This window comes from Streptococcus sp. HMSC062D07 (assembly GCF_001814215.1).
Taxonomy (GTDB): domain Bacteria; phylum Bacillota; class Bacilli; order Lactobacillales; family Streptococcaceae; genus Streptococcus; species Streptococcus infantis_I.
The window spans coordinates 79,946-93,241 of record NZ_KV815328.1; the positions used below are offsets into that span (position 1 = coordinate 79,946).

Here is a 13,296-nt window from a genome sequence, read left to right on the forward strand (position 1 = left end):
TACTAGATTTGGGAGTGTTCTATAACTGTACAGTATCTACTGATAAAATAAAAGTTGGGAGTATCATATGATTAACGCAATTAAAAATTTCTTTAAAGGTTATGTAGATTTTTCAGGACGTTCAACTCGCGCAGATTACTGGTGGATTGGGTTGGCAAACATTATCCTTTCTATTCCTTTTGACATAGTCTACGGTAGTGCAATAGCAAATCCAGATAGCGAAGCTGCTATTACGACTTTGGGTCTTTTCATATTTATTTATTTCATTTTTGGTCTGGCACTTTTCTTGCCTCAACTTGCATTGACAGTTCGTCGTCTGCGTGATGCTGGTTTCCATTGGGCACTCATTTTCGTAGCATTTGTTCCATTTGTTGGAGGTATCGCTCTTATGATACTCCTAGCTATGCCGACAAAGGATTAAATATAAGTTCAACTATCTGAAGAATGCTACAAGGACGAAGAATTTTCAGTCTTGTCGAATAATTGGCTAACACTCCCAGGCCTTTTACTAGATTTGGGAGTGTTCTATAACTGTACAGTTTAGTATCTACTGATAAAATAAAAAATGGGAGTATCATATGATTAACGCGTATAAGAATTTTTTTAAGAATTATGCAGAGTTCACCGGTCGTTCGACGCGTCCAGATTTCTGGTGGGTTTGGCTAGGAAACCTCATCCTTTCTATTCCTTTCTGGATTATCTATTTCTACATTGTATATCTTAGTACTGTGATGGATTCAGTGAGCGATTCAGCCAGCGAGGCTATTTTCATGGTTTTTGGTTTAGTTGCTATTATTTATGCAGTTTTCTACCTAGCAATCTTAGTACCGACTTTGGCTATATCAGTTCGCCGTTTGCGTGATGCCGGATTCCACTGGGCCTTTATCTTCCTTCGCTTTGCCCCAATGGGAGGGCTAGCTCTTTTGATTCTTTTCGCTATGCCGACAAAAGAAACTGAAGTGGTAAACTATAGTGAATCTCAAGCAGTCAAAAATGAAGAAGCCATCGAAGATACACCGTTCGAAGAATCAGATAAGAACTAAGAGATTCTTGTTTTACGGTTGAATCTGTTTTGGACTTCTTGTATTTTATTATCAAAAAGTTAAAAAACACTCCAATTTAATTGGAGTGTTTTTTGTTTAGGGTTTCAATTATAGTTGACGTAAAATGTCTGCTGGTTGATGTGCGACCCAGTCAGGATGGTAGCTCATCAACTCTTCCTCTTCACCAAATCCCCAAGTAACCGCTAGTTTTTTAATGCCAGTTTCTTGGGCGCCAATCATATCAAATTTAGTATCTCCGATAAGGACCACTTTTTCTGGATCCAATTTATGAGTTGTCAAAGCTTGATGAATGACATCTGCCTTATGCACCGCTTGAGGACTTGAACCATAGATGCCGTCAAAGAAGTGATCGATTTCAAAATTAGCTGTCATATGGACTGCTGTCGGAGTATTTTTTGTTGTCGTGATATAGAGAGGATATTGTTGAGCTAGTTCAGTGAGTAGTTCCTTGATTTGTGGAAAGAGCTGAGCTTCGTAGACTCCTTTTTCCTTATAATAGGAGCGATAAAGCTGGATAGCTGACTCAATCTGCTCAGTTGGTAAGCAACTAGCGAAACTAGTTTCCAAAGGAGGTCCCATAAAACCACGGATGGTTTTTGCATCTGGACTAGGAATTCCCAGTTGTTCAAAAGTATAGGTGAAGCCATTGTGAATACCGATAGAGCTGTCCACAAGGGTTCCATCTAAGTCGAAAAAGATGGCTGATAGAGATGACATTGATTCTCCTAGTAATCTTGAAATTATTCGCCGAAGATTTCTTTTTGAAGGCGACGGCCTGTCGGTGTGGCTGCGAGACCACCTTCGGCAGTTTCACGAAAGGCAGTTGGGAGGCTAGAGCCTACTTGGTACATGGCATCAATGACTTCGTCAACCGGGATTTTTGATTCGATACCGGCTAGAGCCATATCAGCTGCGATGAAGGCGAAACTTGCCCCCATAGCATTACGCTTAACACAAGGGACTTCAACCAAACCTGCAACGGGATCGCAGATAAGACCGAGCATGTTTTTGATAACGAAGGCGATAGCCTGACTCGCTTGATAAGGAGTTCCACCTGCAGCTAGAGTTAGGGCAGCAGCGCTCATGGCAGAGGCAGATCCAACTTCGGCTTGACAGCCTCCTTCGGCTCCCGAGATAGAAGCGTTATTAGCAATGACGAGCCCAAAAGCACCGGCAGCAAAGAGAAAATCTAGTTGTTGTTCATGCGTTAAATCTAACTTTTGAATAGCAGATGTGAGAACTGCAGGAAGACAACCTGCGCTACCTGCAGTTGGTGTCGCACACACAAGGCCCATCTTGGCATTGTGCTCATTAACGGCAATGGCGTTACGGGCGGCAGACAAGACAGTGAAGTCTGATAAGGTCTTTCCTTTTTTGATGTAGTGGTCGAGCTTAGCTGCATCACCACCAGTCAAACCGCTACGAGATTTCTTTTCGCTGAGACCAAGCTCGACGGAAGCTTTCATGACTTCGAGGTTACGTTCCATGAGGAGGAGAACTTCTTCTCGCTCACGACCAGTTAGCTCATACTCAGTAGTAATCATGAGCTCAGCAACATTTCCTTGGAAATCAAGTTCGGCTTGTTCGACTAATTCTTTGATAGAGTAAAACATATTTTCTCCTATTGAAAGAAATTGACATTGTGCAAATGAGGAATTTTCCGAATTTCTTCGATAGATTCTTCACAGTTGCGACTATCAACTTCAATAATCATGATTGCTTTCTCGCCAGCTTTTTCTCGAGTTACATTCATCTGAGCGATATTGATACCAAAGCGAGAAAGAGCCTCAGTCACATGAGCAATCATACCTGGAACATCCTGATGAACGATGATGATGGTAGGGGTGTTCATGTTGAGAGATACGGCAAAACCATTTAATTCTGTCACCTGGATATTTCCACCGCCGATTGAAATTCCTGTTACGCTGATAGTCTTACGATCGTTCTTAACAGTGATTTTCGTAGTATTTGGGTGGGGAGCATTACTGTCCTTTTGGATGGTCCACACGATTTTAATGCCACGCTTATGGGCAATTTCTAAACTATTTGGAATTTCAGGATCATCCGTATCCATTCCCAAAATACCAGCTACAAGGGCAAGGTCTGTCCCGTGTCCACGATAGGTTTTTGCAAAAGAGTTAAAAAGCTGGAATTCAACCTCAGTTGGAGTATCATCAAAGATAGATGAAACGATTTTACCGATACGAACAGCTCCTGCAGTGTGACTACTAGATGGCCCAATCATTACTGGTCCAATGATATCAAAGACAGATTGAAAACGAAGTGATTGCATCTGTTTCCCCTTAAAAAGATTCTTACTTCTATTATAGCAAAGATTAGATGTAAGTGCTTAATTACTTTCTGAAATATATAAAAAGATTAAAAAGCTTTAATAACAAGGGTTTTGTAACAAAAAAGGGCTTTTTTAAGTAAATAAATCACAGTTTTGTAACATTTCTACACAAATTCGTTAACAAATAGTAACATTAGAAAGGTATCATGGTAGTATAAGAAAAAAGGAGAACTTTTTTAAATGAAATTAAACATTAAGACTAAACTTGCAGGATTTGCAGTTGTACTTGCTTTCCTTGCACCATCACTTACTTTTGCACAAGAATCAAAAACTTATACAGTTAAACCTGGAGATACTCTATCAGAAATTGCTGAGACTTACAACACAACAGTTGAAAAATTGGCTAAATTGAACAACATTAAAAACGTTGACCTCATCTATGTTGACCAAGTTTTAGTTATTGAAGGAGAAGCTCCAGTAGTAGCGGCGACTCCTGCAACGACAACTCCTGCACCATCTGCAAATACTGAAGCTCCGGTTTCAACACCAGCCCCAGCGACTGCAGAAGAAACTCCAGCAGTAGAAGAAACTTCTGCCCCAGCAGCTGCAACACCAGCCCCAGTAGCAGAAGAGAGCACAACACCAGCTGCGACTGTAAGCGGATCTGAAGCAGAAGCGAAAGAATGGATTGCTCAAAAAGAATCAGGTGGTAGCTACACAGCTACAAACGGACGCTACATCGGACGTTACCAATTGACAGATTCATACTTGAACGGTGACTATTCAGCAGAAAACCAAGAACGTGTAGCAGATGCTTACGTTTCAGGACGTTACGGTTCATGGACAGCTGCTAAGAACTTCTGGCTTAACAACGGTTGGTACTAAGAAATAAAAATAAGAGCCTTGAAAGGCTCTTTTTGTATGCCTTTTGATGAAAGACAATTTTTTAGAGATTAGTGATGGTAGATTCATTAATGCTGATGATGTTTACAGAATTTTTCACTCGAATTAGTAAGATGAACGGTTTGTTTCGTGAAATTCAGTCTAATCACTGTGGTTATTAGACTCTACTTGAGAACTGGAAGAATTAGAAGGTTGACCTTGTGTGTCAACACTATGATTTCCTTCACTGCCAGCACTATCAGACGAGTATTGCTCAGTTGCAGGTGCTTGAGAATTATTTATGCTTCCATATGATTCAGTGTAGGTTGGAGTGTAGTTGCTATCTTCTGAATTGTAGTTTTCTACTCCCTGAACGTTACTAGTCGTTTCAGTATGGTTAGACTTTTGTTCTTCTTTTTTGGTCAAGGTTTCAACTTGTTTTTGGAATTTAGAGATTAGTTCTTGAATTGGTTTTGTCTTTTCTTCAAGAGCAACTTGGTCGCTGGCAGAATTAATGTTTTTAATGATGTCTATTATTTTTTGCAAGGAAGTGATGGCTGTCTCAAGTGTTTGTTTATCTTGAAAATGGCTATCAGAATCCTTTATATCTAATTTCAAAGCTTTTTCACTATAATGATTTGTGACTTTATCGGCAGTAGAAGCGAGAAAGTCTGCTAATGTCTTTTTGCCTTCATCAGTAGTTGGTTTTAATTCTTGAATTTTTTTCCAATCTTCTATAATGGTTTCAGAATCAATATTGAAGTCTTTAATGGCGTTTTTTACTTGTTCGACATCTTGTTGATTTTTTTGTTGTTTGATGAGAGCAACATTCCCTCTCTCTGCTTGGATTTTTTCTTGATGGAGGACTAAGCCTGTCAAAAGTCCAATACCTGCAATAAGTGTAATAATAAAAATAGTATTTTTTGATTTTAGAATATCTTTGTAATTGTTCACATTTGTTCTACGCACACGGATGATGGTGTATATATGGAATCATGTGCGCATTCCTCCTTATTAAAGTATATCATTTTTAGTTGATTTTAAAAATAAGTTTTTAAAGAGAATAGAGATTTAGGAATGGATTGACTTTTTTGTATCCTATCTTCATGTATTTATAAATGAGGTGGCTAGGTTTGTCAGCATCTTCCTTGTCTTCTCTAATCAAGCATGTTATAATGAAAACTGCTCAAACGACCTTCAATCGTGATAGCAAACACGACCTTCAATCGTGAATAAACGAATAGATGGGAGACATACCATGAGTGATAACTCTAAGACACGTGTTGTCGTGGGGATGAGTGGTGGTGTTGATTCGTCGGTGACGGCTCTCTTGCTCAAAGAACAGGGCTACGATGTGATCGGTATCTTCATGAAGAACTGGGACGACACAGATGAAAACGGCGTCTGTACGGCGACCGAAGATTACAAGGATGTGGCTGCGGTAGCAGATCAACTTGGCATTCCTTACTACTCTGTAAATTTTGAAAAAGAGTACTGGGACCGCGTTTTTGAGTATTTCCTAGCGGAATACCGTGCAGGACGCACGCCAAATCCAGACGTTATGTGTAACAAGGAAATCAAGTTTAAGGCCTTTTTGGACTATGCCATGACCTTGGGAGCAGACTATGTAGCGACTGGGCACTATGCCCGAGTGGCGCGTGATGAGGATGGTATCGTTCACATGCTTCGTGGCGTGGACAATGGCAAAGACCAGACCTATTTCCTCAGTCAACTTTCACAAGAACAATTACAAAAGACTATGTTCCCATTGGGACATTTGGAAAAGCCTGAAGTTCGCAGACTAGCAGAAGAAGCAGGCCTTGCGACTGCTAAGAAGAAAGATTCAACAGGGATTTGCTTTATTGGAGAAAAGAACTTTAAAGAATTTCTCAGCAACTACTTGCCAGCTCAACCTGGTCGAATGATGACTGTAGATGGTCGCGATATGGGTGAGCATGCTGGTCTGATGTACTATACGATCGGTCAGCGTGGCGGACTCGGTATCGGTGGACAACACGGCGGTGACAATGCTCCTTGGTTCGTTGTTGGAAAAGACCTGAGCAAGAATATCCTCTATGTAGGCCAAGGTTTCTACCATGATTCGCTTATGTCAACTAGCTTAGAAGCCAGTCAGGTTCACTTTACTCGTGATATGCCAGAGGAATTTACGCTAGAATGCACGGCTAAATTCCGCTATCGTCAGCCTGACTCTAAAGTGACTGTACATGTCAAAGGAGATAAGGCAGAGGTCATCTTTGCGGAGCCACAACGCGCCATTACACCAGGACAAGCAGTTGTCTTTTACGACGGTGAAGAGTGTCTCGGTGGCGGTTTGATTGATAATGCTTACCGTGATGGCAAGGTTTGTCAGTACATTTAGATTGACAAATGTTCTCAATTTGCTACAATAATAAAAGCAATAGAAATGATGGTCAAAGCTCATGGATGTTGCAGGCTTTTTTGTCCTGCACTTCTTACGAGTTTTGACTGTTTTTGTGTCGTTTAAAGGAAAGGACAACATGACTCAACAAGACTTTCGGACAAAAGTGGGGGATACGGTTTTTGGCGTTCGGGCGACAGCTTTGATTCTTCAAAACCGCAAGCTCCTAGTCACCAAAGATAAGGGCAAGTATTACACTATTGGCGGTGCGATCCAAGTAAATGAAAGCACGGAAGACGCGGTAGTCCGCGAAGTGAGGGAAGAACTGGGTGTTAAAGCTCAAGCTGGGCCACTAGCTTTCGTGGTTGAAAATCGTTTTGAACAGGACGGTGTTTCCTATCACAACATCGAGTTTCATTATCTGGTAGACTTACTTGAGGACGCCCCATTGACCATGCAGGAAGATGAGAAAAGGCAACCCTGTGAGTGGATTGACTTGGAAAAGCTTGAGGATTTCCAACTAGTTCCAGCCTTTTTAAAAACAGCCCTGCCAGATTGGGACGGCCAACTAAGACACATTCACCTTGAAGAATAGGAGAGAAAATGACTTATAATTTTACGGAAGAATACGATATTATTGTAATCGGTGCGGGACATGCTGGGGTCGAAGCTTCCCTAGCTGCGAGCCGTATGGGTTGCAAGGTCTTGCTTGCGACTATCAACATTGAAATGTTGGCTTTCATGCCTTGTAATCCGTCTATTGGTGGTTCTGCCAAGGGGATTGTCGTGCGTGAGGTAGATGCCCTTGGTGGCGAAATGGCTAAGACCATTGACAAGAGTTACATCCAGATGAAGATGCTCAACACTGGGAAGGGACCAGCTGTCCGTGCCCTTCGTGCGCAGGCTGATAAGGAACTTTACTCTAAGGAAATGCGCAAGACGGTTGAAAATCAAGAAAATCTAACCCTTCGTCAAACTATGATTGATGAGATCTTGGTGGAAGAAGGCAAGGTTGTCGGTGTTCGTACAGCTACCCATCAGGAATATGCTGCCAAGGCTGTTATCGTGACCACAGGGACAGCCCTCCGTGGGGAAATCATCATCGGAGATCTCAAGTACTCATCAGGGCCAAACCACAGCCTAGCTTCTATTAACCTAGCTGACAATCTCAAGGAACTTGGACTTGAAATCGGTCGTTTCAAGACAGGAACGCCTCCACGTGTCAAGGCTTCCTCTATCAACTATGATGTGACAGAGATTCAGCCAGGAGATGAAACACCAAATCACTTCTCTTACACTTCACGCGATGAAGATTATGTTAAAGACCAAGTGCCGTGCTGGTTGACCTATACCAATGGTACCAGTCATGAGATTATCCAAAACAACCTCCATCGTGCGCCTATGTTTACAGGTGTGGTTAAGGGAGTGGGACCTCGTTACTGTCCGTCGATTGAGGACAAGATTGTGCGTTTTGCGGACAAGGAACGCCACCAGCTTTTCCTTGAGCCAGAAGGACGAAACACAGAAGAAGTTTATGTCCAAGGACTTTCAACCAGTCTTCCTGAGGATGTCCAACGTGACTTGGTTCATTCCATCAAAGGTTTGGAAAATGCAGAGATGATGCGAACTGGTTATGCTATCGAGTACGACATGGTCTTGCCTCATCAATTGCGTGCAACGCTTGAAACCAAGAAAATCTCAGGACTTTTCACTGCGGGTCAGACAAATGGAACGTCTGGATATGAAGAAGCTGCTGGTCAAGGGATTATCGCGGGTATCAACGCAGCGCTGAAAATCCAAGGTAAGCCTGAGTTAATTCTAAAACGAAGCGACGGTTATATCGGGGTTATGATTGATGACTTGGTGACCAAGGGAACCATTGAACCTTACCGTCTCTTGACCAGTCGTGCAGAATACCGTCTCATTCTCCGTCATGACAATGCCGATATGCGTTTGACTGAGATGGGGCGCGAGATTGGGCTTGTTGACGATGAACGTTGGGCTCGTTTTGAAATCAAGAAAAATCAATTTGAAAATGAGATGAAGCGCCTAGACAGCATCAAACTCAAGCCAGTCAAGGAAACCAATGCCAAGGTTGAGGAGATGGGCTTCAAGCCGTTGACCGATGCAGTGACAGCCAAGGAATTCCTTCGCCGTCCAGAAGTTTCTTACCAAGATGTGGTAGCCTTCATCGGACCTGCTTCTGAAGAGTTAGATGACAAGATTATCGAATTGATTGAAACAGAAATCAAGTACGAAGGCTACATTTCAAAAGCCATGGATCAGGTTGCCAAGATGAAACGCATGGAAGAAAAACGGATTCCAGCGAATATTGACTGGGATGATATTGACTCTATCGCGACTGAAGCTCGTCAGAAGTTCAAGCTCATCAATCCAGAAACTATCGGGCAAGCTAGCCGTATTTCAGGTGTAAACCCAGCAGATATTTCCATTCTTATGGTGTATTTAGAAGGTAAAAATCGAAGCATTTCTAAAAACTTAGAAAAGAAAGCTGACTAAAAATAAAAAGCTGAATTCTCATTTTGAGAATTCAGTTTTTTTAGTTTTTTCTTCATTTTTCGAATTAAGAGAAAAGGAGAAATGACTATGCTGACAGTAGAAGAAAAAAATTTTTTAGACCGCTATAAAAGAGTTTCATATCATCGTTTTTATGAGATTGAACGCTTTGTTACCTTGTCTGAAAAGTTGAGCGAACGTCCGCCAAAGGCTGACAAGAACTAGACTTTTTGATATACTAGAACAAATTAAAATATAGGAGAGAGCGAATGAACGTATATGGCAGATTAGAAGACGAACCAACTCCAACTTGGATGGGAAGTCAGGATGCTCCAGTAGAAAATGAGGAGCAACTCGAGGTTGAAACTCGTCAGCCTGCCCGCTTACCATTTTTGAATATCCTCATTTTGAGTACTCTAGTGGTCCTTGTGTCCGTAATTTTACCCTTCTTCTTAGGGTTAATAAGTCCGGAGCAATCTCAGGATTTTTATATTGGATGGGCTATGCATCAGAGCGGAGATATCTACACAGATTATTTTGGAACTAGTGGTCTCCTTTATTACTTTTTACAGTATTTAACAAAGGGCAGTATTTTATTTGCCGTCTTTAATTGGTTGGCTTTAGTAGGTGCCGGATTCTTTCTTTTCCGTTCGGCTTACAATCTGACGGAACAAAATAAGCAATCGCAACAAGTGTTGACAGTCTTTTATGTCCTGGCTAGTGCTCTTAGTTTTGGTGGGGGCTATGCAACTATTCTTGCACTCCCATTCTTGTTCTATTCCTTGAGTTTAGTAACAGCTTATTTGGCAGAACCAAGCCTTGACAAAGGATTTATCCGTATTGGAGCTAGCTTAGCTCTAGCATTTTTCTTTGCACCTTTGGTTACAACTTTGTACGCCTTTGTCTTGTTTTTTGCTGTAACAGCTTTTAATATTGGTCGCAAAAATTTGGCTCATGGTGTCTACCAATTTTTTGCAGCGGGCCTTGGTTTTTCAATTCTCTTTTATCCAATCGGATATTATACGGCTTATAAAGGTAGCTTTGGAAATGCGATTAGTCAAATCCTTTATCCATTAGATAGTTTAAACTTTACGTCTAACTCGGGATTACTCGACAATATCCTCTTTTATGGATTGTTAGCAATTGCTCTTGGAGCATTGACGTTTGCATTGACAGGTCTCTTCAAATATAAACCATTGAAGCAATCAGTCTTATCAATCACTGCTGCAATAGCTGTTGTTTTGGTATTAGTTTTAGAAATTTTCTCTACAGATCTTATCAATGGTAGTCGTATGGTTGAGTTACTTCCTTTCTTGTCGCTTCTTTTTCTGACACGAATTCCTACAGAGAAGCCAGAAGGAGCGAATCGTCGTAGAAGATCTAGAGAAGAAACTTCGGTATGGGGAGTTTTTGTAAAAGGAAATGCCTATCTACCAATTTTGGCTCTCGTTTATCTATTTTCAGCCCCTCTAGTATCACGATATTTACTTCATGCGGAACAATATCAAGAGCGCACAAGCATTGAAGCTAAGGTCAAAGGGGAAACTCAAGCTACAGATCGTATCTATGTTTGGGATAATCTGACAAGTAGTTATAAGGCTAGTGAACGTTTAGCTGCGAGTCAGTTGCTTTCGCCTAGGTTGCATACAGGACTTGGTGAAAATCGTACCAAACTTGTTAATGATCTGAGAGATAATCAACCAAAGATGATTGTAGTGAATACAAAAACAAGTCTATGGACAGAAGTTGAGCAGCTCTTAGCTGAAAATTATCAAGCGGTTCAAAGTGAATTCAAAGATTTTAAACTCTATAAATTAAAATAAAAACTATCAATATCTTGTGTAATTTTAAAAAATTTTTATTTTTTAACACAAGATATTGATTTTTATTTTTTTAGTGATATAATACTTTTTAGAATCAATATTATATTTAAGAAAAGGGTATGGATATGATTGTATTGGAAGAGAAGGCTGTCCCTGATCCGACTTTATTCGTCGAAAAACGTGACGGCAGACGTGTAATTTTTGATGTAGACAAGATTGACAAAGCGCTTCATAAGGCAGCTGAAAAGGTTATGGATGTAACCCCTTTGGTTGAAAAGCGACTTAGTACCCTAGTTGAACGTATCGTCGAAGAGATTCATAGTCGCTTTCCTCAAGGTGTAAAAATCTATGAAATCCAAAACATCGTAGAACATGAGTTATTGGAAGCTAAAGAATACGCCTTGGCCGAGGAGTATATCACCTATCGGACTCAAAGGGATTTTGAGCGCTCAAAAGCGACAGATATCAACTTTAGTATTCATAAACTTCTCAATAAAGATCAGGCAGTTGTCAATGAAAATGCCAATAAGGATAGTGATGTTTTTAATACCCAGCGTGATTTGACGGCAGGGATTGTTGGGAAATCCATCGGACTTCAAATGCTTCCTAAACATGTGGCTAATGCCCATCAAAAAGGAGATATCCACTATCATGATTTGGACTACAGTCCCTATACCCCTATGACCAACTGCTGTTTGATTGATTTCAAGGGCATGTTGGAAAATGGTTTTAAGATTGGGAATGCTGAGGTAGAGAGTCCCAAATCTATCCAGACTGCGACAGCGCAGATTTCACAAATCATCGCAAACGTTGCTTCTAGCCAGTATGGGGGCTGTTCAGCTGACCGTATCGATGAAGTATTGGCTCCTTATGCAGAGAAAAATTACCAAAAGCACCTCAAAGATGCGGAGGAATGGGTTCTGCCTGATAAGCGCCAAGAATATGCCTGGAAGAAAACCCAAAAAGACATCTACGATGCCATGCAATCTCTAGAGTACGAGATTAATACCCTCTTTACATCAAATGGGCAAACGCCATTTACCTCTCTTGGTTTCGGTCTAGGAACCAGTCGTTTTGAACGTGAAATTCAAAAGGCAATCCTGAACATTCGTATCAAGGGGCTTGGTTCGGAACATCGAACAGCCATCTTCCCTAAACTCATCTTTACGCTAAAAAGAGGACTCAACTTAGAGGAAGGCTCTCCTAACTACGACATCAAACAGTTGGCTCTTGAGTGTGCAACCAAGCGCATGTACCCAGATGTCTTGTCTTATGATAAGATTGTCGAGTTGACAGGTTCTTTCAAGGTTCCGATGGGATGTCGTTCATTCCTTCAAGGATGGAAGGATGAAAATGGAGTAGAAGTCAATTCGGGCCGTATGAATCTAGGGGTCGTGACGGTTAATCTTCCTCGTATCGCACTTGAATCCGAAGGCGACCTGAACAAGTTCTGGGAAATCTTCAATGAGCGTATGAATATCGCGGAAGATGCCTTGGTTTACCGTGTGGAAAGAACCAAGGAAGCCACTCCAGCTAATGCACCAATTCTTTATCAATATGGTGCCTTCGGACGTCGTCTTGGTAAAGAAGAAAGAGTTGACGAGCTCTTTAAGAACCGTCGTGCGACTGTTTCGCTTGGCTACATTGGACTTTATGAAGTAGCGACAGTATTCTTTGGCAACAATTGGGAAACTAATCCAGAAGCTAAAGAATTCACCCTTAATATCATTCGAGATATGAAACATCGAGTGGAAGAGTGGTCAGACCAATATGGGTATCATTTCTCTATTTATTCAACACCATCTGAAAGTCTGACAGACCGCTTCTGCCGCTTGGATACAGAGAAATTTGGCTCTATTCCAGACATTACTGATAAAGAATACTACACAAATTCCTTCCATTATGATGTGCGTAAAAATCCAACTCCTTTTGAAAAACTAGATTTTGAAAAGGTTTATCCAGAAGCAGGTGCATCAGGTGGCTTTATCCACTACTGCGAGTATCCTGTTCTCCAACAAAACCCAAAGGCCTTGGAAGCTGTGTGGGACTATGCTTATGACCGTGTAGGTTATCTAGGAACCAATACTCCGATTGACCGTTGCTACAAGTGTGATTTTGAAGGAGATTTTGAACCTACTGAGAGAGGATTTGCTTGTCCTAACTGTGGAAATAACGATCCTAAAACAGTAGATGTGGTTAAACGGACCTGTGGCTATCTTGGGAACCCACAAGCGCGTCCGATGGTTAATGGACGCCACAAGGAAATTGCTGCGCGTGTCAAACACATGAACGGTTCTACTATCAAAACAGCAGGACATGAAGTAAGAAATTAGAAAG

Annotated in this window: 13 protein-coding genes; 9 read left to right on the forward strand and 4 right to left on the reverse strand. The window is 41.3% G+C overall.

The window, feature by feature from the left end; genetic code table 11:
• Nucleotides 1-67: 67 nt before the first annotated feature.
• The gene (locus tag HMPREF2957_RS04670; protein WP_070677836.1) at nt 68-421 is read left to right on the forward strand and encodes a DUF805 domain-containing protein; all 354 of its coding nucleotides are present in this window, start codon (nt 68-70) and stop codon (nt 419-421) included.
• A 157-nt stretch (nt 422-578) separates the two neighbouring features.
• Nucleotides 579-1,043 (forward strand): DUF805 domain-containing protein, encoded by a 465-nt coding sequence (locus HMPREF2957_RS04675; RefSeq protein ID WP_004251052.1) that lies wholly within the window; start codon nt 579-581, stop codon nt 1,041-1,043.
• A gap of 108 nt (nt 1,044-1,151) precedes the next feature.
• Here the strand turns inward: HMPREF2957_RS04675 and HMPREF2957_RS04680 are convergent, their stop codons facing one another.
• From HMPREF2957_RS04680 to sdaAB, 3 genes are read right to left on the reverse strand one after another with little or no spacing between them, the layout of a single operon-like run.
• Nucleotides 1,152-1,781 carry an HAD hydrolase-like protein gene (locus HMPREF2957_RS04680; RefSeq protein WP_004251054.1) on the reverse strand — a complete coding sequence of 210 codons (630 nt, stop codon included), beginning with the start codon at nt 1,779-1,781 and terminating at the stop codon, nt 1,152-1,154.
• 23 nt (nt 1,782-1,804) lie between these two features.
• On the reverse strand, nt 1,805-2,677 hold the full coding sequence (gene sdaAA, locus HMPREF2957_RS04685; RefSeq protein WP_004251056.1) for an L-serine ammonia-lyase, iron-sulfur-dependent, subunit alpha: 873 nt from the start codon (nt 2,675-2,677) through the stop codon (nt 1,805-1,807).
• A gap of 8 nt (nt 2,678-2,685) precedes the next feature.
• Nucleotides 2,686-3,357 carry an L-serine ammonia-lyase, iron-sulfur-dependent subunit beta gene (sdaAB, locus tag HMPREF2957_RS04690; RefSeq protein WP_004251057.1) on the reverse strand — a complete coding sequence of 224 codons (672 nt, stop codon included), beginning with the start codon at nt 3,355-3,357 and terminating at the stop codon, nt 2,686-2,688.
• A gap of 240 nt (nt 3,358-3,597) precedes the next feature.
• Between sdaAB and HMPREF2957_RS04695 the strand changes: the two genes are divergently transcribed.
• Entirely contained in the window at nt 3,598-4,242 is a 645-nt protein-coding gene (locus tag HMPREF2957_RS04695) for an aggregation-promoting factor (protein ID WP_049494420.1), read from the forward strand.
• Nucleotides 4,243-4,401: 159 nt separating this feature from the next.
• Here the strand turns inward: HMPREF2957_RS04695 and HMPREF2957_RS04700 are convergent, their stop codons facing one another.
• On the reverse strand, nt 4,402-5,193 hold the full coding sequence (locus tag HMPREF2957_RS04700) for a hypothetical protein (RefSeq protein WP_070677872.1): 792 nt from the start codon (nt 5,191-5,193) through the stop codon (nt 4,402-4,404).
• Nucleotides 5,194-5,497: 304 nt separating this feature from the next.
• Here HMPREF2957_RS04700 and mnmA point away from each other — a divergent pair, with 304 nt between their 5' ends.
• The 6 genes from mnmA (at nt 5,498) to nrdD (ending at nt 13,292) form a co-directional block, all read left to right on the forward strand.
• Nucleotides 5,498-6,619, forward strand: coding sequence for a tRNA 2-thiouridine(34) synthase MnmA (gene mnmA, locus HMPREF2957_RS04705; protein WP_070677838.1), 1,122 nt, complete (start codon nt 5,498-5,500; stop codon nt 6,617-6,619).
• A gap of 139 nt (nt 6,620-6,758) precedes the next feature.
• Nucleotides 6,759-7,214 carry an NUDIX hydrolase gene (locus HMPREF2957_RS04710; protein ID WP_070677840.1) on the forward strand — a complete coding sequence of 152 codons (456 nt, stop codon included), beginning with the start codon at nt 6,759-6,761 and terminating at the stop codon, nt 7,212-7,214.
• A gap of 8 nt (nt 7,215-7,222) precedes the next feature.
• On the forward strand, nt 7,223-9,139 hold the full coding sequence (gene mnmG / locus HMPREF2957_RS04715) for a tRNA uridine-5-carboxymethylaminomethyl(34) synthesis enzyme MnmG (RefSeq protein ID WP_070677842.1): 1,917 nt from the start codon (nt 7,223-7,225) through the stop codon (nt 9,137-9,139).
• An 87-nt stretch (nt 9,140-9,226) separates the two neighbouring features.
• Entirely contained in the window at nt 9,227-9,361 is a 135-nt protein-coding gene (locus HMPREF2957_RS09375; RefSeq protein WP_024054483.1) for a hypothetical protein, read from the forward strand.
• 44 nt (nt 9,362-9,405) lie between these two features.
• A complete protein-coding gene (locus tag HMPREF2957_RS04720; RefSeq protein ID WP_070677844.1) occupies nt 9,406-10,959 on the forward strand; it encodes a damage-inducible protein CinA in 1,554 nt (517 codons plus the stop codon).
• Nucleotides 10,960-11,084: 125 nt separating this feature from the next.
• Nucleotides 11,085-13,292, forward strand: a complete 2,208-nt coding sequence (nrdD, locus tag HMPREF2957_RS04725) for an anaerobic ribonucleoside-triphosphate reductase (RefSeq protein WP_070677873.1) — start codon at nt 11,085-11,087, stop codon at nt 13,290-13,292.
• The last annotated feature ends 4 nt before the right edge of the window (nt 13,293-13,296 follow it).

Coding starts and splice junctions, on each gene's coding strand:
- HMPREF2957_RS04675 (WP_004251052.1), top strand. CDS start 579: ATGATTAACGCGTATAAGAATTTTTTTAAGAATTATGCAGAGTTCACC.
- HMPREF2957_RS09375 (WP_024054483.1), top strand. CDS start 9,227: ATGCTGACAGTAGAAGAAAAAAATTTTTTAGACCGCTATAAAAGAGTT.
- HMPREF2957_RS04695 (WP_049494420.1), top strand. CDS start 3,598: ATGAAATTAAACATTAAGACTAAACTTGCAGGATTTGCAGTTGTACTT.
- HMPREF2957_RS04710 (WP_070677840.1), top strand. CDS start 6,759: ATGACTCAACAAGACTTTCGGACAAAAGTGGGGGATACGGTTTTTGGC.
- mnmA (WP_070677838.1), top strand. CDS start 5,498: ATGAGTGATAACTCTAAGACACGTGTTGTCGTGGGGATGAGTGGTGGT.
- HMPREF2957_RS04720 (WP_070677844.1), top strand. CDS start 9,406: ATGAACGTATATGGCAGATTAGAAGACGAACCAACTCCAACTTGGATG.
- HMPREF2957_RS04670 (WP_070677836.1), top strand. CDS start 68: ATGATTAACGCAATTAAAAATTTCTTTAAAGGTTATGTAGATTTTTCA.
- sdaAA (WP_004251056.1), bottom strand. CDS start 2,677: ATGTTTTACTCTATCAAAGAATTAGTCGAACAAGCCGAACTTGATTTC.
- sdaAB (WP_004251057.1), bottom strand. CDS start 3,357: ATGCAATCACTTCGTTTTCAATCTGTCTTTGATATCATTGGACCAGTA.
- mnmG (WP_070677842.1), top strand. CDS start 7,223: ATGACTTATAATTTTACGGAAGAATACGATATTATTGTAATCGGTGCG.
- HMPREF2957_RS04680 (WP_004251054.1), bottom strand. CDS start 1,781: ATGTCATCTCTATCAGCCATCTTTTTCGACTTAGATGGAACCCTTGTG.
- nrdD (WP_070677873.1), top strand. CDS start 11,085: ATGATTGTATTGGAAGAGAAGGCTGTCCCTGATCCGACTTTATTCGTC.